This window comes from Planococcus sp. CAU13 (assembly GCF_000775575.1).
Lineage (GTDB): Bacteria > Bacillota > Bacilli > Bacillales_A > Planococcaceae > Planococcus.
The window spans coordinates 1-18,801 of the sequence record NZ_JRGN01000178.1 but is presented as its reverse complement, the minus strand read 5'-3'; the positions used below and the strand labels follow the sequence as shown (position 1 = coordinate 18,801).

General features: G+C 48.9%; 19 protein-coding genes. 6 read left to right on the top strand and 13 right to left on the bottom strand.

Annotation, left to right across the window (positions count from 1 at the left end; all coding sequences use genetic code 11):
- The first annotated feature begins 118 nt into the window (after window positions 1-118).
- A complete protein-coding gene (locus KW93_RS07580; protein WP_033542385.1) occupies window positions 119-784 on the top strand; it encodes an oxidoreductase in 666 nt (221 codons plus the stop codon).
- A 71-nt stretch (window positions 785-855) separates the two neighbouring features.
- Here the strand turns inward: KW93_RS07580 and KW93_RS07575 are convergent, their stop codons facing one another.
- Together KW93_RS07575 and KW93_RS07570 are read right to left on the bottom strand one after the other, a co-directional pair.
- Window positions 856-1,911, bottom strand: a complete 1,056-nt coding sequence (locus tag KW93_RS07575; RefSeq protein ID WP_081986956.1) for a M14 family zinc carboxypeptidase — start codon at window positions 1,909-1,911, stop codon at window positions 856-858.
- A 282-nt stretch (window positions 1,912-2,193) separates the two neighbouring features.
- Window positions 2,194-2,643, bottom strand: a complete 450-nt coding sequence (locus KW93_RS07570) for an OsmC family protein (RefSeq protein ID WP_033542384.1) — start codon at window positions 2,641-2,643, stop codon at window positions 2,194-2,196.
- Window positions 2,644-2,798: 155 nt separating this feature from the next.
- Here KW93_RS07570 and KW93_RS07565 point away from each other — a divergent pair, with 155 nt between their 5' ends.
- Window positions 2,799-3,962, top strand: a complete 1,164-nt coding sequence (locus KW93_RS07565; protein WP_033542383.1) for a pyridoxal phosphate-dependent aminotransferase — start codon at window positions 2,799-2,801, stop codon at window positions 3,960-3,962.
- A gap of 71 nt (window positions 3,963-4,033) precedes the next feature.
- Here KW93_RS07565 and hutH read toward each other — a convergent pair whose 3' ends face one another.
- From hutH to lepB, 7 genes are all read right to left on the bottom strand, one after another.
- Window positions 4,034-5,548, bottom strand: coding sequence for a histidine ammonia-lyase (gene hutH, locus KW93_RS07560; RefSeq protein WP_033542382.1), 1,515 nt, complete (start codon window positions 5,546-5,548; stop codon window positions 4,034-4,036).
- 141 nt (window positions 5,549-5,689) lie between these two features.
- A complete protein-coding gene (locus tag KW93_RS07555) occupies window positions 5,690-7,021 on the bottom strand; it encodes a YjiH family protein (protein WP_052131507.1) in 1,332 nt (443 codons plus the stop codon).
- Window positions 7,022-7,045: 24 nt separating this feature from the next.
- Complete coding sequence (locus KW93_RS07550) at window positions 7,046-7,981, bottom strand: agmatinase family protein (protein WP_033542381.1); 936 nt, start codon at window positions 7,979-7,981, stop codon at window positions 7,046-7,048.
- The gene (gene hutI, locus KW93_RS07545) at window positions 7,978-9,225 is read right to left on the bottom strand and encodes an imidazolonepropionase (RefSeq protein ID WP_033542380.1); all 1,248 of its coding nucleotides are present in this window, start codon (window positions 9,223-9,225) and stop codon (window positions 7,978-7,980) included. Before hutI ends, KW93_RS07550 begins: the two co-directional genes overlap by 4 nt.
- Complete coding sequence (gene hutU / locus KW93_RS07540; RefSeq protein WP_033542379.1) at window positions 9,218-10,900, bottom strand: urocanate hydratase; 1,683 nt, start codon at window positions 10,898-10,900, stop codon at window positions 9,218-9,220. Before hutU ends, hutI begins: the two co-directional genes overlap by 8 nt.
- Window positions 10,901-11,094: 194 nt before the next feature.
- Complete coding sequence (locus KW93_RS07535) at window positions 11,095-12,519, bottom strand: helix-turn-helix transcriptional regulator (RefSeq protein ID WP_033542378.1); 1,425 nt, start codon at window positions 12,517-12,519, stop codon at window positions 11,095-11,097.
- Between the two features lie 25 nt (window positions 12,520-12,544).
- Window positions 12,545-13,078: a signal peptidase I gene (lepB, locus tag KW93_RS07530; protein ID WP_442956615.1), complete on the bottom strand. Its 534-nt coding sequence runs from the start codon at window positions 13,076-13,078 to the stop codon at window positions 12,545-12,547.
- A gap of 133 nt (window positions 13,079-13,211) precedes the next feature.
- On the opposite strand from lepB, the gene KW93_RS07525 reads away from it, so the two are divergent.
- On the top strand, window positions 13,212-14,120 hold the full coding sequence (locus KW93_RS07525; protein WP_033542377.1) for an acetamidase/formamidase family protein: 909 nt from the start codon (window positions 13,212-13,214) through the stop codon (window positions 14,118-14,120).
- Between the two features lie 84 nt (window positions 14,121-14,204).
- Entirely contained in the window at window positions 14,205-15,224 is a 1,020-nt protein-coding gene (locus KW93_RS07520) for a YecA family protein (protein ID WP_033542376.1), read from the top strand.
- 52 nt (window positions 15,225-15,276) lie between these two features.
- Here the strand turns inward: KW93_RS07520 and KW93_RS07515 are convergent, their stop codons facing one another.
- On the bottom strand, window positions 15,277-15,483 hold the full coding sequence (locus KW93_RS07515) for a hypothetical protein (protein WP_033542375.1): 207 nt from the start codon (window positions 15,481-15,483) through the stop codon (window positions 15,277-15,279).
- A gap of 168 nt (window positions 15,484-15,651) precedes the next feature.
- Here KW93_RS07515 and KW93_RS07510 point away from each other — a divergent pair, with 168 nt between their 5' ends.
- Complete coding sequence (locus KW93_RS07510; RefSeq protein WP_033542374.1) at window positions 15,652-16,161, top strand: DUF421 domain-containing protein; 510 nt, start codon at window positions 15,652-15,654, stop codon at window positions 16,159-16,161.
- 31 nt (window positions 16,162-16,192) lie between these two features.
- Here KW93_RS07510 and KW93_RS07505 read toward each other — a convergent pair whose 3' ends face one another.
- Window positions 16,193-16,669 carry an acyl-CoA thioesterase gene (locus tag KW93_RS07505; protein ID WP_033542408.1) on the bottom strand — a complete coding sequence of 159 codons (477 nt, stop codon included), beginning with the start codon at window positions 16,667-16,669 and terminating at the stop codon, window positions 16,193-16,195.
- A gap of 113 nt (window positions 16,670-16,782) precedes the next feature.
- On the opposite strand from KW93_RS07505, the gene KW93_RS07500 reads away from it, so the two are divergent.
- Entirely contained in the window at window positions 16,783-17,586 is an 804-nt protein-coding gene (locus KW93_RS07500) for an aminoglycoside N(3)-acetyltransferase (RefSeq protein WP_033542373.1), read from the top strand.
- A gap of 34 nt (window positions 17,587-17,620) precedes the next feature.
- On the opposite strand, the gene KW93_RS07495 is transcribed toward KW93_RS07500, so the two are convergent.
- Complete coding sequence (locus KW93_RS07495; protein WP_235318385.1) at window positions 17,621-18,187, bottom strand: Fic/DOC family protein; 567 nt, start codon at window positions 18,185-18,187, stop codon at window positions 17,621-17,623.
- A 16-nt stretch (window positions 18,188-18,203) separates the two neighbouring features.
- A complete protein-coding gene (locus KW93_RS07490; protein ID WP_033542407.1) occupies window positions 18,204-18,392 on the bottom strand; it encodes a hypothetical protein in 189 nt (62 codons plus the stop codon).
- Window positions 18,393-18,801: the final 409 nt, after the last annotated feature.

Below are 18,801 nucleotides of genomic sequence, written 5' to 3'. Positions count from 1 at the left end.
CTTGCTGTCTTTCCTATATTGTACCCTGCCGGTCAAGATTTCAAAGCAATGAAGTATTAGCTGAATGTGTAAAATATTTTTACAGGAGGTATACTGACTAAAAAGAGGAGGCAACGCCATGACCGCAAAATCCGCATTGATCGCAGGTGCCACCGGCCTTACCGGAAACGAACTGGTGAAGGTCCTGCTGGAGGATCCTGCTTACGATAAAGTGAAAGTATTAGTGCGACGGACATTGGATATGGACCATCCGAAACTGGAAGAGATTAAAACCGATTATTACCGACTTGCGGATTATGCAGAACATTTTAATGTGGATGATGTATTCTGCTGCCTCGGCACCACCATAAAAAAAGCCGGCTCCCAAAAAGCGTTCCGGCGGGTGGATTTCGACTACCCGGTAGCGATTGCAGAGCTTGCAAAAGCAGCAGGTGTAAAAAATTTCCTGGTGATTTCAGCGATGGGAGCCGATTCCCGTTCGAATGTTTTCTACAGCCGCGTCAAAGGCCAGATGGAAGACCATCTGAAAAAGATGGAGTTCCCCGCGCTGCATATTTTCCAGCCATCGCTGCTGCTCGGCCAACGGGAAGAATTCCGACTCGGCGAAAAAGCCGCAAGTCTGCTGGCTCCGGCAGTCAGTCCGCTTCTCCGCGGCGGCTTGAAAAAGTATAAGCCGATTGAGGCACATCAGGTGGCCGTAGCCATGTGCGCAGCTGCGAAAAGCGGAAGCGAAGGCATTGTTGTTCATTCTTCGGATAAAATAGCTGAACTGGCAGAAAAATAAAATCCATTTTAAAAAAGCGGCGCCATAATGGCACCGCTTTTTTCTGTGTCATCTTCCATTAAACTACCGGTTTACTCAGTGCGGCGTGTTGTTTGCGTTGCTAGCGTATCCCAGAAGGAAATATCTGCATTTTCAATCGAACCATCAGCAATTGCCCGCACTGCTGCATTCAGCGTAGTGACTGTCTGTTTGATCAAATAACCATTGCTCTTTTGGCCAAGGACAGCAGATGCATTTTCATGATCAGACATCCCGCGCATTTCAAACAGCAAAGTCGAAATGCCGTATTCGACTGCGATGCCGTTTCGGCTGATTGTTTCCGCGCTGCCGCCATTATATTTCCCAAGGTGACCCCAGCCCGTAGAATCCACTGCATCAAAAACAACGGCGCCAAGCTGCTTCGATTTCAATAGAACATCTTCATCGACATTCGGGCTGGTCGGGTAAAGGATTGAACCCGAAACCAGTTTGCCGTCCCGCTCACTTTGCGTCCCCTGGTGATGCAGATCGATCATATAGTCGATATCGTATTTCTGCATGACATTATTATGAAGCGCTTGCGTTTCAGGCTGAAGTTTGTTGACGTGGTCACGGTTAAGGTCCACTTCATTTGCATTATAGCGCGTCAGGTTGCGGTCACCGCTGGCAATATAATCTTCAAGTGAGAAGTTAACATCTCCCATTGCGCCGTCAGCGTTCAGCATGGGCACAATCAGTATATTCACGCCATCCGTGACGCCTTTCATCTTGCCCGTTCCCAGGTGTTTGATGAATTCAAGTGTTCCTTCGGTTGTCAATTGCTCATTCCCGTGCTGCTGTGTCAGGAAAAGAATAGTCGGATTTTCAGGATTCGTCATGTATTTAACTAAATAAAGATCACGGCCTTTCACACTCTGGCCAATCACTTCCAATTCCATATTCGCCTGTTTTGCTTCCTGCTTTTTAAGGTAACTCGCCATCTCATCATAAGTGGTTAAAATTGACGTGTTTATTGTTTCGTTGCCCCCGTAATTCGGTCCTTCACCTACTGCAAGTGCTGTCGGCAAAGCCAGTGGAGATGCGCTGAAAACCAAAGCGCCCGCAACAGAAAGTGTTAACATGCTTTTCTTTAATCCCATCTTCTTCATCAATAGATCGGCTCCTTTTGTGTAAATAATTTCACATTTTCTGAACGGTGGTACTCTTGCCCCTTTGGCGTGCTCCTCCATTCCCCCTTTAAACGTTTCGTTACTCTAAACACTATTCCGTAAGGCTATTGGGAAATCCTTGTAAGTTTTCAAAAAGAGTTAAATTGTTCCATTAAAATAAATTAATGTAATCTATTAGGATCAGATGCTTGTGTGCCATCGTTCCTAATTCGAATAAATTAAAAACCTTCAGCTGCCAAAACAGCTGAAGGCTTCAGGTCATTATGGGGCTGCGGAAATTTTCGCTTCCAGTTCCACTTCCACATTGCCTTTTATGGCACGCGTAATCATGCAGGAGCTTTCAGCTTTTTCCGCAAGCTTTTGTGCCATCGCAAAATCCTTTTCAGAAGCGTCATTCTTCAAAACAAGATTCGGGCGGTGAACGATCTTTTTATAAGTAATGACGCCATTCGTTACATCGACCAGCCCTTCCGACTCCATCGTCAAAGACTCTTTATCGATTTTGCTGCGCTCCAGCATCGCCGCAAGCGTGATGATATAGCATGTCGCCGCTGCAGCAAGCAGCATCTCATCCGGATTCGTCCCGATACCAGGACCATCCATTTCAGGCGGAATCGATACTTCCGTCTTCAGATTTTCCGTTTCGATGGTGCCGATGTCGTTGCGCAGCCCTGGCCAATCGGCTTTTACATGAAAACTGTGAATAGCCATCCAATCTCCTCCAATGTGTACTGTTTCTATCTGATTTTGTCATTTATTGTACAGCTCTGCAATAAAACCGGTTTCATCCGCTATGGACACGAACGGCTAAACTGTTTAAGATTTGAGTAAGATTCGCAATAATTATGAAAATGAGGGAATGCCATATGGAATTTTCAAAACGCCTGCAGCAATTGCCGGAGCAGTTTTTTTCTTCGCTTGCCGCACAAACTGCAAAAGCACTTGCTGAAGGACGCGATGTCATCAATCTCGGACAGGGAAATCCTGACCAGCCGACGCCTGGCCATATCGTTGAAGCCATGCAAAAAGCAGTCGCCGATCCAAAAAATCATAAATATTCACCATTTCGCGGGATAATGGAAATGCGGCTGGCTGCTGCAGAGTTCTATAAACGTGAATACGGTGTTGAAATCGATCCGGACCTGGAAGTTGCCCTTCTTGCCGGCACGAAAATCGGTCTGGTGGAATTGCCGCTCGCATTCCTCGATCCCGGCGAGTCGCTGCTGCTGCCGGATCCGGGCTACCCGGATTACATGTCCGGTGCGCCCCTTTCCGGAATCGATATGGATCTGATGACCTTGAAACCGGAAAACGGCTATCTGCCGGATTACAGCGAATTGGATCCCACAGTGCTGGACCGGGCTTCCATGATGTATTTGAATTACCCCAACAACCCGACCGGAGCCGTCGCCACGAAAGAATTTTTTGATGAGACTGTCCAGTTTGCGAAAGCGAACAATATCGCCGTCGTCCACGATTTCGCATACGGCGCCATCGGTTTTGACGGCGTAAAGCCGCCGAGTTTCCTCCAGTCGGAAGGCGCAAAAGAGATCGGTATCGAGATGTATACGCTCTCGAAGACGTATAACATGGCCGGCTGGCGAATCGGTTTTGCTGTCGGCAATTCAAAAATGATCGAAGCACTCAATCTCATCCAGGATCACTTATTTGCCGGCTTGCCGCCGGCATTGCAGCATGCCGCGGCAGCTGCGTTATCCGGAGATCAGACATGCGTCACTGAACTTGTAGAAACGTATGAAAAACGACGACAGGTCCTTATCGACGAATGCGCCAGAATCGGCTGGAAAATCCAGGCACCGAAAGGCTCTTTCTTTGCCTGGCTCCCTGTGCCGGAAGGATTCACCAGCATCGAATTCGTCAATTTCCTGCTCGAGAAAGCAGACATTTCAGTGGCTGCCGGCAGCGGTTTTGGAAAGAGCGGAGAAGGATTTGTTCGTGTCGGTCTCTTGGTAAGCGAAGAGCGACTGGCAGAAGCTATTCAAAGGATTGAGAAATTGGGTTTGTTTTAATACATCAAAAGGGAAAGTGCTGCAAAATCAGCTCTTTCCCTTTTTTCTATTTTTATAGGCCAGTTCCCTGTTTAGGAAACCACACTCTTTTTGATGCCCAGATATGCCTCATTCAGCAGAAAAGCCGCAATCCGCTCGATGTCCGGGTTGAATACGCGGTCTTCGTCGATCGGTCCTGCAACTTTGCGGATGGCGCCCAGACGTTCAGCAGTTCTTGGCGACATTTTTTCCGCGCCGCGGTATTCAACTGCCGTTGCCGCACAAAAAGCTTCGATGGCCAGCACACGTCTTGTGTTTTCCGTAATGTCACGTGCGTGGCGGGAGCCGATCGTGCCCATGCTCACGTGGTCTTCCTGATTCGCGGATGACGGAATCGAATCGACCGATGCGGGATGAGCCAGTGTTTTATTTTCCGATACAAGACTCGCCGCTGCGTACTGCAGAATCATTGCTCCTGACTGAAGTCCGGGTTCCGGGCTGAGGAAAGGCGGAAGCCCTTCGTTGAGCGCCGGATTGACAAGGCGCTCGATGCGCCGCTCCGAGATATTCGCCAGTTCTGCCATTGCCACTTTCAGGAAATCCATCGCAAACGCGATCGGCTGCCCGTGGAAGTTGCCGCCTGAAATGACCATTTCACCGTCTTCGAAGATCAGCGGATTATCAGTCGCCGCATTCATTTCGACTTCCAGTTTTTCTTTCACATATGCAAGCGTTTGCCAGCTGGCCCCGTGGACCTGCGGAATACAGCGCAGCGAATAGGCGTCCTGAACGCGTTTTTCGCCCTGCACTGTCGTGAGCCGACTGTCTTCCAGCCACCAGCGCATGCGCTCCGCGACGGCCATCTGCTCTTTATAGCCGCGCGCTTCGTGTACTGCCGGATGGAAAGCATCCATGACGCCAAATAACGATTCGAACGTCATCGCCGCAATCCATTCACTCTGCAGCGCCAAAGTTTCTGCTTCTATATAAGTGACCGCACCCTGTGCCGTCATCGTCTGTGTGCCGTTGATCAGTGCCAGCCCTTCTTTTGCAGCGAGTTCAACCGGATTCAGTCCACGTTCCTGCCAGACAGCAGAAGCGTCTGCCGGCTCCCCGTTTTTCCAGTATTCGCCTTCGCCGATCAGCACAAGCGCCAGATGTGACAGCGGGGCAAGATCCCCGGATGCCCCGAGCGATCCCTGCTGTGGAATGACCGGATGGATCCTTTCATTGACCATCATTGCCAGGCGTTCAGCGACAAGCGGCCGGATGCCTGAGAAGCCTTTCAGCAAAGCGTTTAGCCGAAGCACGACCATCGCCCGTGAGACAGATTCTGAAAATGGCCTGCCGATGCCGCAAGCATGCGAGCGGATCAGGTGAAGCTGAAGCGGATTCACGTCTTCTTCCGCAATGCTGACGTCACTGAACTTGCCAAAACCTGTATTAATGCCGTAAACCGTCTTTTTCTCCGCGACGATCCGGTCGACTGCCGCTCTGCTTTTGCGGACTCGTTCCATGGCGTCTGTGTCCAGTTCAATGCCTTCGCCTTCGAATAAAATCCTTCTCAATTGCTCAAGCGTCAAATCATTTCCCGTCAATGTAATCATGTAATTCGCACCCCTTCGAAAAAAGATGCGACAGCAGCAGCCATCGCATCTCGAGTTACCCTCAGTATAAGTTTCAGTGAGCCAAAGCTCAAGGATTAATTACCATATTTTAACAAGATACAGTGATAACGCATCACCGTATTAAAGGATCAGGTAAGCGATTGGTGTTACAAAAATCAGCGTCAGGATAACACGCTGCACCCAGATGACCACGAGTTTCGGTATCGACAGCGGAATATCCGTCGCCACGATACAAGGCACCAATGCCGAGAAAAAGATAATGGAAGAAACCGAAACCACCGCAATGACAAACTTAATCATCAATGCGGCTTCTGCTACAAAAAGCGCCGGCAGGAACATTTCTGCTATGCCAAGTGCACTGGCTTTTGCAACGAGCATCGGTTCAGGCAACTGCAGAGCCCATGTGAACGGATAGAAAAGATAGCCGATCCAGTCGAAGATCGGAGTAAACTCAGCCAATACAAGACCCAATAATCCGATGGAAAGGATTGTCGGTAAAATGGCCATCGTCATCAAAAGACCGTCTTTAAGATTTTGAACAACATTATCAACCAGTTTTGGAGCCTGTCCAACGGTTTGTTTTGCTTCTTTCCAGGCGGCTGCAAAACGGTTGCCTTCTGCCTTTTGCTCCGGCTGCGGCGTCGCTTCCGGATGATATTCATCTTTGATCTTCGATAAAGGCCAAATTCTGACCGTCACCATCGTTACGAGGAATGTAACAACCAGCGTAACCCAGAAATACGTCAGCCACATGTCCATGATATCCAGAGTCGAAGCGACAACGACCATGAAAGTCGCGGAAACGGTGGAAAATCCGGTCGCAATGATGGCTGCTTCTTTCGCTGAATACTTCCCTTCTTTATAAACACGATTTGTAATCAACAAACCCAGTGAATAACTGCCGACAAATGAAGCGGCAGCATCGATCGCAGAACGTCCAGGTGTCTTAAAGAGGGGACGCATGATCGGCTGCAGCAATACACCGATAAACTCAAGCAGGCCGTAACCGACCAGTAACGCCAGGAATACAGCACCGATCGGCACCAGCAGACCAACCGGAATCACCAGGGAATTGAACAGGAACGGCCCCATATCAGGATTGAACAGCCAGGCAGGCCCTATACTGAAAACAATCATGACACCCACAATCAAACCGACCACTTTAAACATAGAAAATACTTTATCTACCGCACTCTTTTTCCAGGTCCCCGATACAAACGGATAAACCGCTCCTGCGGCAATAATCGCCAAGGCGTAATAGGGCAAAACACCACTGACATTCGTGCGCAGGAAGGTCACGATATGATCAAGCATGATCGTACTTTTTCCGCCGATCGTCACCGGTACAAAAAACATGAATGCCCCGATAAAACTGTAAACAAAAAACTTCCACATCCCTGAATTGCTTTTCACTTCTGGAAACTCGTTTCCTTTAACCCCTTTTGTGACCATTTTCCCCATCCCCTTTTTATTGGATTAACTTCTCATCGCAACGCCGGTCATAAATTGCAGCCACGCATACACCCCTGTTTTGACTGTGGCTGACACATGATCATCTTTTTGTGGATCCAGGCAGACAAAATCAATGTGTTTAACTTTCTCCGATTTTCCGATTTCCAGTAAAGCTTCGAATAACTCTTCAGATTTCATGCCGCCCGGCGTCGAAGCCGGCACACCTGGAGCAACTGAAATGTCCAATACATCCATGTCGATTGTGGCGTAAATGCGGTCCACATCACCAAGCGACTCGATGGCATGCTGTATGGTTTCAGTGATGCCGGCCTTTCTTGCCTCGCGCATCGTCACCATGCGAATCCCTTTTTCATCTGCATAATCCACCAGCTCTTTTGCGTTGAAATAGCCGTGCAGCCCAATGTTAACGACATCTTCCCCGCGTACTGCCTCCCCGTCGATCAGCTGGCGGATCGGCGTGCCGTTTGCCGGGCCCAGTTCTTTCGGATCCCTGACATCAAGATGGGTATCCAGCTGCAGGATGCCGATTCGTTCATACGGAAATGCTTTTTTAAAACCTCTCACTGCACAGGCTGTCGTCGAATGATCGCCCCCGATCATGCAGGTCAATTTTCCGTTCGCGAGACTTTCGGCAGTATCTTCAATGCGCCGGTGCGACTCTTTGATGTTCGTCGTATGCATCATGACGTCGCCGGCATCCCGGACAGACACTCCTCTCAAATCGACTCTTTCATCGAGATTGTAAGTGGCAAAGCCTTTCCACATTTTGCGGAACGCTTCCGGATAGTCGGAAGCCGCGGAAGCCGAAATAGAGGAACGCGACAGCGGCGCGCCAAAAAGAATGACATCCGCTTCCCCTTCCTGTTTCACCCAGTGATGCACATGCGTAACCCGCTCCGCCGGCTGCCAGCTCCATTCCGGTTTCTTCAGATAAATCATCCAACCACCCTCTCACCATTTTTCCAGACGCTCTGCACATGGTTTACGCCGAATAAATACTGAAGCTCCTGATAGGATTTCACTTTCCATAAAACGATATCAGCCTGTTTGCCGACTTCAATCGATCCCGCGCGGTCTTCACGTTTGATGGCGCATGCGGCATTATAAGTAGCAGCCACCAGCGCTTCCGCCGGTGTCAGGCGCATCGAGATGCAGGCCAGATTCATGACGAGCGGCATCGATACCGTCGGCGAGGACCCGGGGTTGCAGTCTGTCGAAATCGCAACGGCCACTCCTGAATCGATCATCTTCCGGCCCTGCGCTGCTTCTTCGCGCAGATAAAGGGCGGTCGCCGGCAGGAGGCAGGCAATGACACCCGCTTCTGCCATTGCTTCGATGCCTTCGTCGGATGCTTTCAATAGATGCTCAGCAGAAATGGCGCCGACTTTCGCGGCCAGTTCAGCGCCACCGTATGATACGATTTCATCCGCATGGATTTTCGGAGTCAGCCCGTACTTTTTACCGGCTTCCAGAATGCGTTCGGACTGTTCCGGCGTGTAGACATTTTTTTCACAGAACACGTCATTGAACTCTGCAAGATCTGCCACTTCCGGCAGCATCTCATCAATAAGATAATCAACGAATTCATCTTCTTTCCCTTTATATTCGGACGGCACTGCATGCGCTCCCATGAACGTTGGAACAAGATCGATCGGATGCTCCTGGTTCAGCCGTTGCATCACTTTCAATTGCTTCAGCTCGGTTTCCAGGTTCATGCCGTAGCCGCTTTTCCCTTCAACTGTCGTGACGCCGTGTTCAAGGAAAGAATTGAGCCGTCTCGTCGTCTGCTCCACCAGTTCCTCTTCCGTCGCTTCACGCGTCATGCGCATGGTGGCATGTATTCCGCCGCCTGCATTCATGATGTCCATATACGAAGTTCCCTGAAGGCGTTTTTCGAATTCTCCTTCACGGCTGCCTCCATAAGCAACGTGCGTATGCGGATCCACAAGCCCTGGAGTCACCAATTGCCCTTTCGCATCGATGACTTCAGCTTCCGCCGACCGGTCCCCGAATTGCTGCTCCAGTTCCGCCGTTGTACCGACAGCTGCAATCTTGCCGTCTTCCAGCCAGACGCTGCCGTCTTCAATTAACCCGAGTTCGCTCATAGCTTCTTTTGATCTCGGTCCATTTTGTCCTTTTATTGTTGCAAGCTGTGCATGTTTGATCCAAACCGCATTAACCATTTTTCTGGTTTCCCCCTTCCATCATTGGAATGTTCACGCCTTTTTCACGCGCCGTTTTTTCAGCAATTTCATAGCCGGCATCCACATGCCGCGCTACGCCCATGCCCGGGTCTGTCGTCAATACACGCTGGAGGCGTGCTTCAGCATCTTTCGTGCCATCTGCAACGATGACCATGCCGGAATGTATCGAATAGCCCATACCGACACCGCCGCCGTGGTGAAGCGACACCCATGTTGCGCCTCCGACTGCATTGACCATCGCATTTAAAATCGGCCAGTCAGCTACAACATCCGAGCCGTCCTTCATTGATTCCGTCTCGCGGTTCGGCGATGCCACAGAACCCGAGTCGAGGTGGTCGCGGCCGATAACGATCGGTGCGCTCAGTTCGCCGCTCGCTACCATATCATTGATGATCTTCCCGAAACGCGCACGTTCGCCGTAGCCAAGCCAGCAGATGCGGGCAGGCAATCCCTGGAACTGGATTTTCTCCTGCGCCATTTTGATCCAGTTGCAGAGATGTGTGTTATAGCTGAATTCACGCAGGATCACTTCATCCGTTTTGCGGATATCTTCCGGATCACCGGATAATGCCACCCAGCGGAACGGCCCTTTTCCTTCGCAGAACTGCGGGCGGATATACGCCGGTACAAACCCAGGGAAATCAAACGCATTTTCGACACCTTCATCTTTTGCCACCTGGCGGATATTATTGCCGTAATCGAAAGTGATTGCCCCTTTTTCCTGCATATCGAGCATGGCTCTCACGTGCTGCGCCATCGATGCTTTCGACAGTTTCACATAAGCTGCCGGATCCGAATCTCTCAGTGCCGCTGCATCTTCAAGTGACATTTTTGATGGAATATAGCCGTTCAGCGGATCGTGCGCCGAAGTCTGATCTGTCAGCACATCCGGGATAAAGCCTCTTTGCAGCATTTCCGGCAGCACATCCGATGCATTCCCGAGCAGTCCGATTGACAAGGCACGCCCTTCCGCTTTCGCTTCTTCTGCGAGACGGATCGCTTCGTCCAGTGAATCGGTTTTTACATCCGTATAGCGCGTCGCGATGCGGCGGTCGATTCTCGTCTCATCCACTTCGATGCCGATGCAGACACCGCCTGCCATTGTCACTGCAAGTGGCTGCGCGCCGCCCATACCGCCAAGTCCTGCCGTCAGCGTGATCGTCCCTTTCAGCGATTCGCCGAAATGCTGTTTCGCCAGTTCCGCAAACGTCTCGTATGTCCCTTGCACAATTCCTTGCGAACCGATGTAGATCCAGCTGCCCGCTGTCATCTGCCCATACATCATCAAGCCTTTTTTATCGAGTTCATGGAACGTCTCCCAATTCGCATAGGCGGGGACAATATTCGAATTGGCAATCAGTACACGCGGCGCATTTTCATGCGTTTTGAAAATGGCGACCGGCTTGCCTGACTGCACCATCAGCGTCTCATCATTTTCGAGTTCTTTCAGTGAGCGGACGATGGCATCGAAACTTTCCCAGTTCCGCGCCGCTTTGCCGATTCCGCCGTAAACAACCAGATCTTCGGGACGCTCTGCCACGTCAGGGTCCAAATTATTCATCAGCATCCGCAAAGCCGCTTCCTGCTGCCAGCCTTTTGTATTGAGTTTCGTGCCTGTATATTGGATTACTTTTTGTTCTGAAACCGTTTTCATTTTTGTATTCCTCCTTTGTGTATATTTTCATTTTATATTAATTATTCAGTTAATTAATTATAAATTATTTTAATTTTATTAATTTTTTTCACTTTACTTTTATTTTAATTGAATACTTTATTTTTATTTCACTTTCTCATAATTTTTTTGTGTTTATTGACAAAATTAAAAACGGCTCTCTGAGAGAGACCGCTTCATTTTGAGAATTGCAACTCCCCCTGCCTGTATTGGGAAGGAGTCAGATTTTCGTACTTTTTATAGACGGAGCTGAAATAGGAAGCGGTGCCAAAACCGCTGAGCCGTGCGACTTCGTCCAGTGAAATATCCGTTTCTTTCATCAGCCGTTTTGCTTCACGGATGCGGATGTGCATCAGCTGCTCGCTGAATTTTCGGCCATTCTGTTTTTGAAAACGGCGGCTTAACGTGCTTTTGTTCATCTGCAACTGTTCGGCGCAGGCTGAAAGGTTCCAATCGGGATTCCAGTAATTCGCTTCCATCAGTGCACGAATTTGTTCAGATGCAGCGGATTCCCCTTTTTCCGTTTTCTGCACAGCTGCTGAAACCAGATTGACAATGAAGTTCAGCGTCGACTGCGCGATTCGGTAGACGACCGGATCTTTCACGATGATTTCAAAGATTTCATGATAGCTTTTTTCCCATTGTCCATCCACCAGATGGACCGATTTCATGTAGCGGCGGGCTTGAGCCAACACACTGGTCAGCCGCACGCGGATCATTTCGGGGTCAGGATAAGGGCGGGAATAGGACAGGAACTCATTTTGCATCCAGGCATGGATTGCACGTGTGTCTTTATTCTCCAGCATTTCAATCCACTGCCGCTGTTCAACAGGTGTCAGAAAAGGATCGACCGGCAGCCAGGCCATCGGTTCGTGTTCGATGACTGAAATGTCATAGCCCTCATAAAAGATCAGCGAAGTCATATCCCGGGTATCCTGATAATAGTCTTTCAGTTTAGCGCGTCGGTTGGCATTAACGAAAATCGACAGATCCTCTCTTGTTTCCCGTTTCCATGATTCATGGAACATCCGGCTTTCTTCGATGCATGACTGTTCATCAACGGTCAGAAAAGCGGCAAGGACAAAATCAGAGAAAGCGAAAATTTCCGCACCTTTATGAAAAGGATACTTTTTCAGCTGTTTGCTCAAAAACGGGTAACCCGCTTTATCAGGCAGCACAAAAGCGGCCAGCGTAATCTCCGGCGTCAAAACATCGGCATCAAAGAAGTCCTCGTACCTGAGGTAGGTTCTTTCCATATTTCCCTGCCCTTTTCTTTCATTGCGCAGCTGAAAACGAATCTGCTGAAGCTGTTTGACAAGCAATAAAGGATCAAATGGCCGAAACAATAAATCAGTGGCTTTGCCTTTCAGTGCCCGGTAAGCTGTCAGGAAAGTCCGATCAGATGACAGGCCGATCCATGGAATATTGCGCTTGGAAAATTCCTTGTTCAGTTCCTCATTCCAAAGGTCCATGTCAATAACAAGGCAATCGGCGGCGTCTTCTTTGCTGAACGACACTTCCACTCCGTTCATATGCGATTCGATCAACCATTTCAGGCCCTGCGCTTCCAGGTCATTTTGCGACAGTACGATAATTTTCACAGAATTCCCTTCTTTCCTTCCACTCCTATTGCACCGGTCCCAAGTGTTCAATCGGCGAGAGCCTGAATTTTACTTCCCCGATCACGCTGTCTTCATTTATAAAGCCCAGCATCCGGGAATCGACACTGTTCAGGCGATTGTCGCCCAGAACGAAATAATAGCCCGGGGGCACCGTCAATTCCTGAAAATCTTCTGTTAACCGGTCATAGCCCAAGTGCTTTGCCAGTTTCCGATTCTCCTCAAGATAAGGTTCTTCGGCTTGATCCCCGTTGATATAGAGCTGGTCATCTGTAACCTCCACCGTGTCCCCCGGTATGCCAATAACACGTTTAAGGTAATTTTTATCATCATTCACTTTGAAAACAATCATATCAAATCTTTTTATTTCACTGATTTTCATCAAAATGATCCTGTCGTTCTCTTCAAAGGTCGGCATCATCGATTTGCCGTGGACTTCGACCGGCTCGTATATGAATTGCCGGGCACCTAAAATGACCAGCGCCGCCAAAATAATCACTTTCATCCAGGAGATCAGCATTTCTGAAGCTTCATATCGCAAAGCAGACGCCTCCTCGTAATCAATTTGTTTTCTATCATCATACTATACTGCTGAACTGTGCGCATCCGGGGCTTTGCTATTCAAACAGCCGATTGATACAATTATTTAAATAGTAAGAAAAGGAGTGTTCTATATGCATACATTATCGACAAAAGATGTTATCTACTCATTTTCGAGCGCCAACACCCCGGTCCTGCATGTGCAATCGGGTGACACGGTCAGCATTGAAACCTACGATTGCTTTACGAATCAAATTCAGTCGGCGGATCAGGAGGTTTCGGCAATCGACTGGAACCGGATCAACCCGGCGACGGGTCCAATTTACGTCGAAGGCGCTGTTGCCGGCGACCTGCTCAAAGTGACGATCGATAAACTGGAAATTGGTGAACAGGGCGTTATGGTGACCGGCCCTGACCTCGGTGTCATGGGGCACCGCTTTGAAGCGATGGAATCCAAAATCATTCCCATTGAAAATGGCAAAGCTCATTTCAGTGATAAAGTGCAGCTGCCGTTGAATCCGATGATTGGTGTAATCGGAGTAGCTCCCGAAGGCAAACCGGTTTCCTGCGGGACTCCAGGTGCACACGGCGGAAACATGGATACGAAGCAGATCACGGAAGGCGCCACACTCTACTTTCCGGTTTTCGCTGACGGTGCTTTATTCGCCCTGGGTGATTTTCACGCGGCCATGGGCGACGGCGAAGTCAGCGTTTCAGGCATAGAAGTTCCGGGACGCGCCACCGTTACACTTGAAGTGGTCAAAGGCTTCCATTCCAAATTCCCGGTGCTCGTCAATAAAGAGGGCGTCTCTCTGCTCGTTTCGGCAATGACGCTTGATGAAGCCGTGAAAACCGCAACCGAAGAAATGATTGATCTTTTATTGCCGCACACGGACCTCAGCGTCAGCGACATGACGATGCTCATGAGTGCCGCAGGCGAAGCGCAGATCAGCCAGGTGGTCGATCCGCTCGTCACCGCCCGCTTTTTCGTGCCGCAGCATGTGCTGGACGCATTGGAGATTCAGCTGTTTACCGGGAAGTGATGCGGTTATGTCCGTCAGAATCATCGGACTTTTGAGCGTAGCGCCAATGTATGGTACACTCAAGAAAAAATGTAGGTGATTTGAATGGTAGGAAGAAATGATCCGTGCCCATGCGGCAGCGGCAAGAAATATAAGAAATGTCACGGAAGAGAGCAGTCCGTGTCGATCAACGACCTGGTGAACGATGAATTATTCAAAGTGCGCCAATTGTTCTTTTCAGAAAATCCGAATCAGGAACAGCTGGCGGATTTCCGTGAACTGCAGCAGGAATGGCAGCCTCGCCTGATGAATACGATGGCGGAAACGGATGCCCAGGCATTTGTCATCGAGAATTTCCTGTTCATGAAAAAACCTGAACTCTGGAAGCAGCACCTGGAAAAGCAGATTGAGCTTTCCCAGCGCCCTTCCACTCAGGATGTATTGAAAAAGTGGAATGACGTGAAAGTCTTCGTTGGCCAGTACATCAAAGGCGACGAAAGTTCCGCACAGTTCAAAGATGCTTTTACCGGCGATATATATACAATGGCGGATCAGCCCCCGACAGATATGGAAGATGGCCAGGGACTGCTTGCCATTCTCTTGCCCGACCCTCGCGTCGGTGAAGAAGGCGCATTGTTCCTGAATGGCTATTTGACCATTGTCGGCGAATTTGACCCGTTCTTCAGCAAGCTGAAAGCTGACATGGAAAAAGAAAACGCGACTGACGGTGAACAATATGTCCGCGACCATTATCTGGCGGTTGTCGAAAGCATCGTCAAGTATTCAACCGGCACAGTCGACGAAAGCATCGAGCTTTCTCCAGAACATCAATCCGTGATGGACGAATTGAAAAAACACATTTCAGAAGCGGATTTTGATGATGAAACCGTTGATAATGTGACAAGCATCCTGACCAGCTACCTGACAAGCCAGCAGCCGAGCGTACAAAAGCCTGAAGCACTGGTAGGCGGTTACTGGAGATTCCTGCAGGACCATGAATTGATCAAAGGCCCGATGCTTGCACCGAAGCAATTAAGCGAAAAGTTCGGCGTGGCATCAAGCACGATCCTGAAACGTTCGAAGGAATTCGGCGCGTATTTTGATGGATTGCTGGCTAAAAAATAAAATGAGTATGTAATTAAGGGCAGCCCGCGGGCTGCCCTTTTTTCTATCCATTTCATTTCCTTCTCCGGAACCTGACCAAAATATAAGCCAGGATTCCCGTAACTGCCAGGAATAAATAAAACCGGATGAAAACCGGCTGCATCCAGGCAACATCAGTGAACGATACAAAGTAATTCATCATGGCCGCCAGCAGCAAAATGATGGCGACTCCGAAAATCACCAATCCCGTATAACGGATGATGTTCAGAAAAGCATTCATTTTATCTCCCCTCCATTTATAATGCCCCTTCTGTTCTATATACCCCTTTTTCTGTTTCTATGCGGCCAGCTGAATTGCTGAATTCCGTTTGTTCGAAGAGATGTGGGGAAAAGAGAGACTATGAGAAGACTTGGTTTCGATAGTTTTCCACAGAAAGGAGCTCGTTTGATGTTTGAAATTACATGGGACAGTTTCGTACGGATTGTCACTGTCGGTTTTCTCGCCTATGTCGGGCTGATTTTCTTTTTGAGGATATCGGGAAAGCGGACCCTCACAAAACTGAACGCATTTGACCTCGTGGTGACAGTAGCACTCGGCTCTACGCTGGCCACCATTCTATTGGACAGCAACATCAGCCTTCTTGAAGGGTTGACCGCATTCGCGCTGCTGATTGCGATGCAATATGCAATTACTTTTTTTGCGCTGCGGTCGGATGGTTTCAATAAAATCATAAAATCAGAACCCAGACTGCTCTACCTGAACGGCAATTTTTTGACTGATGCGATGAAAAAAGAACGCATCAATAAAGTCGAGATCCTGCAGGCCGTCCGCAATCAGGGCAAAGGCAGTATGGAAGAAGTGCAGGCTGTCGTGCTGGAAACCGACGGCAGCATGTCGGTCATTCAAGGGGATCCAGGAAATACGCTGGCCAATGTTCAGAGCGAAAAAGACATATAAAAAAGTTCCGAACACCGATCCGGAACCTTTTTTATCTCGGCGTTTTCGCGCGCTGTTTGCGGTATTCCCTGCGAGCCGGCGCTGTTTCGAAAAATTTCTTCTCGCCTTCCGATTCGGGAATGACAGCCGGAACCGGTGTCGGCCTGCCGTCATCGCCCATTGCGACCATCGTCAGGAATGATTCAGTAGTAAGCTTCTCTTCACCGGTCTGCAGGTTGATTGACTTTACCCTCACATAGACCTCCATTGAAGTGCGTCCGGTTGACGTAACGTTTGCTTCGAGTTCCAGTACATCGCCGACATGCGCCGATGACAGGAAGTCGACCGAGTCGATGGATGCCGTTACGACCACTTGTCTGCGCGCATGTTTCATCGCCGCGATACCGGCGATTTCATCGATGTACGCCAGCACGACTCCCCCAAAAATCGAATTCATATGATTTGTGTCAGGCGGCAGCACCAGTTTCGACTGAATCGTTCTTGATTCTTTCATTAATCTTGCTTCCATCATCACCACTCCCCTCCAGTTTAAATGCACTGCTGTTTATTCAATGCTAACGATAAAAGCCCACAGCGGCAACTTCCGGCCTTATGGTATATTGAAATGACAGGAGGTGCATCATGACTGAATTGATGACTATTTTAAATACACCGGAGTTTCAATCAAAAAATTCGTTGAAACAGCAATTGGCAGAACACGGGATTCAGAGAGGCGACCAGATCATGCTTCACTCTTCGCTGAAGTCGATGGGCTGGATTGCCGGAGGCGCGCAGGCGGTGGTCGAAGCGCTGATGGAAACTGTGACCGCGGACGGAACCATTGTGATGCCTTCTCAGTCAGCTGACAATTCCGACCCGGTTTACTGGATGGAACCACCGATTCCTGAAAACTGGCACCAGCAATTACGGGACAATCTGCCCGCCTATGATCCGTATTTATCTGCACTGCGCGGCATGGGGAAAATTGCCGAATGTTTCCACCGCCATCCCGATACTATCCGAAGCCCGCACCCCGCCCATTCGTTTATGGCATGGGGCAAGGATGCTGCTGAGTGGATGCGCGATCACCCGCTGGAAGATTCGTTCGGAGAAGGTTCACCCCTTGCGAAAATGATGCAGTCGGACATAAAGATCCTGTTCATCGGTGTGGGCTTTGATTCGTGTACAGCTTTGCATTATGCCGAGTTTATGCAGGACAGCCGCTCAACTTCTCCGCAGGGAGCTGCGGTTATGGTAAACGGCGAGCGGGTGTGGCAGCGTTTTGACTGCGTTGATATGGATTCGGATCGTTTCCCGGAAATCGCCAAAGATTATCCAGGAAAAATCCAGATCGGCCGTCTCGGCCAGGCAGAAACGAAGCTGGTTGCCATGCGGCCATTGGTGGAATTTGGCACCGGGTGGCTGAAAGAAAACCCACAACAATAAAACCATAGGATCTCCGCAATCTGCACGCGGAATCCTATGGTTTTATCATTTCATCCAGTAAATTTTCCAGCCGGTCGTTCGTCGAGTTAAACGAATCCACAAAAGCATTGATGATTTCAGCCGGTCCCGCAATTTTCTCCCAGTCCAGCTGGTAGCCGGCATTTGCCATCAGCTGCCGCGCAAATTCACGGACGGTGCGGCCGTTGCCTTCGCGAAACGGATGCAGTGCATTTAGTTCCGCCAGAAAATGAGCGAGGCGCTGAATCATTTGCTCTCGCGGAAGATTTTTCAAGTAATTTTCTTCTTCCAATTCGTTAAAAATTCGGTGAAGTTGCGTTTCGATATGGTCCGGATGCGCAAAAGATGAAGATCCTTTTGAAATCATCTCTTTCCGCAATTCGCCGGCAAACGGATAGACATCCTGCAGAATGGTTCGATGGATCTCGATGAATGCCGCCAGATCAACCGGATCAGCCGGTTTTTTCAAGTTCAGTTCAGAAAGGCGCAACAGTGAATAAACCTTTTCCACTTCCTTCAGCTTGTCATCATCCATGATGGAAAAATGGTTGATCAGAACGTCCGATTCCGGATAACAATACATGGAAGAATGCTTATACCTAGACATTGAACCGGTTTCGAATGGCCTTATGGAATTGAGCTTCCGTTTTTTCCCCTGTCAAAACCGACCGGACAAAGTTGCAATCCTCATGAGTCACATCAAAGCCTTCGACATGAAGTGAATGCGATGCATAGGAAATGGCATGTTCAGCCTGTTCAAAAGAAATACGGTTAACTAATTTCGTCAAAATAATGACCACCTTTCATTCTTTTATTATACCATTTCCCCTCCTTCAAATCCATTGCCAGCAAAGGTTTTTAATCAAAAAACGAGCCATTTGCATGCAGACTTTCAGCCGCTTTTAGCGCATTTTCACCGAAATGAACAGCTTGCTTTTTCCTCCTTCAAATTCTTTACAGAAATAATTATATCTCAATCGGGCAGAATGATTATTTCTGAAAGAGATGCAGAGTATGGTCATTTTTTGTTCTTAGGCAATTTTCACATCGTTTTTTTTGGACTTTAAGCTGTATCGGCTGCATTTTTTAATTTCCTTGTATAATCGGAAGAAAAGAACTGATTTTATGTAATTTCCCGTGCACAAATGGCTTGTTTTGGAATTTTTGATCGGCATAGGGTCGTTTATGATCGGCATA

What these genes read in the sequence shown, in the direction of transcription:
- KW93_RS07580 (WP_033542385.1), top strand. Translation starts at nt 119, where the DNA reads ATGACCGCAAAATCCGCATTGATCGCAGGTGCCACCGGCCTTACCGGA.
- KW93_RS07575 (WP_081986956.1), bottom strand. Translation starts at nt 1,911, where the DNA reads ATGAAGAAGATGGGATTAAAGAAAAGCATGTTAACACTTTCTGTTGCG.
- KW93_RS07570 (WP_033542384.1), bottom strand. Translation starts at nt 2,643, where the DNA reads ATGGCTATTCACAGTTTTCATGTAAAAGCCGATTGGCCAGGGCTGCGC.
- KW93_RS07565 (WP_033542383.1), top strand. Translation starts at nt 2,799, where the DNA reads ATGGAATTTTCAAAACGCCTGCAGCAATTGCCGGAGCAGTTTTTTTCT.
- hutH (WP_033542382.1), bottom strand. Translation starts at nt 5,548, where the DNA reads ATGATTACATTGACGGGAAATGATTTGACGCTTGAGCAATTGAGAAGG.
- KW93_RS07555 (WP_052131507.1), bottom strand. Translation starts at nt 7,021, where the DNA reads ATGGTCACAAAAGGGGTTAAAGGAAACGAGTTTCCAGAAGTGAAAAGC.
- KW93_RS07550 (WP_033542381.1), bottom strand. Translation starts at nt 7,981, where the DNA reads ATGATTTATCTGAAGAAACCGGAATGGAGCTGGCAGCCGGCGGAGCGG.
- hutI (WP_033542380.1), bottom strand. Translation starts at nt 9,225, where the DNA reads ATGGTTAATGCGGTTTGGATCAAACATGCACAGCTTGCAACAATAAAA.
- hutU (WP_033542379.1), bottom strand. Translation starts at nt 10,900, where the DNA reads ATGAAAACGGTTTCAGAACAAAAAGTAATCCAATATACAGGCACGAAA.
- KW93_RS07525 (WP_033542377.1), top strand. Translation starts at nt 13,212, where the DNA reads ATGCATACATTATCGACAAAAGATGTTATCTACTCATTTTCGAGCGCC.
- KW93_RS07520 (WP_033542376.1), top strand. Translation starts at nt 14,205, where the DNA reads ATGGTAGGAAGAAATGATCCGTGCCCATGCGGCAGCGGCAAGAAATAT.
- KW93_RS07515 (WP_033542375.1), bottom strand. Translation starts at nt 15,483, where the DNA reads ATGAATGCTTTTCTGAACATCATCCGTTATACGGGATTGGTGATTTTC.
- KW93_RS07510 (WP_033542374.1), top strand. Translation starts at nt 15,652, where the DNA reads ATGTTTGAAATTACATGGGACAGTTTCGTACGGATTGTCACTGTCGGT.
- KW93_RS07505 (WP_033542408.1), bottom strand. Translation starts at nt 16,669, where the DNA reads ATGGAAGCAAGATTAATGAAAGAATCAAGAACGATTCAGTCGAAACTG.
- KW93_RS07500 (WP_033542373.1), top strand. Translation starts at nt 16,783, where the DNA reads ATGACTGAATTGATGACTATTTTAAATACACCGGAGTTTCAATCAAAA.
- KW93_RS07495 (WP_235318385.1), bottom strand. Translation starts at nt 18,187, where the DNA reads ATGTATTGTTATCCGGAATCGGACGTTCTGATCAACCATTTTTCCATC.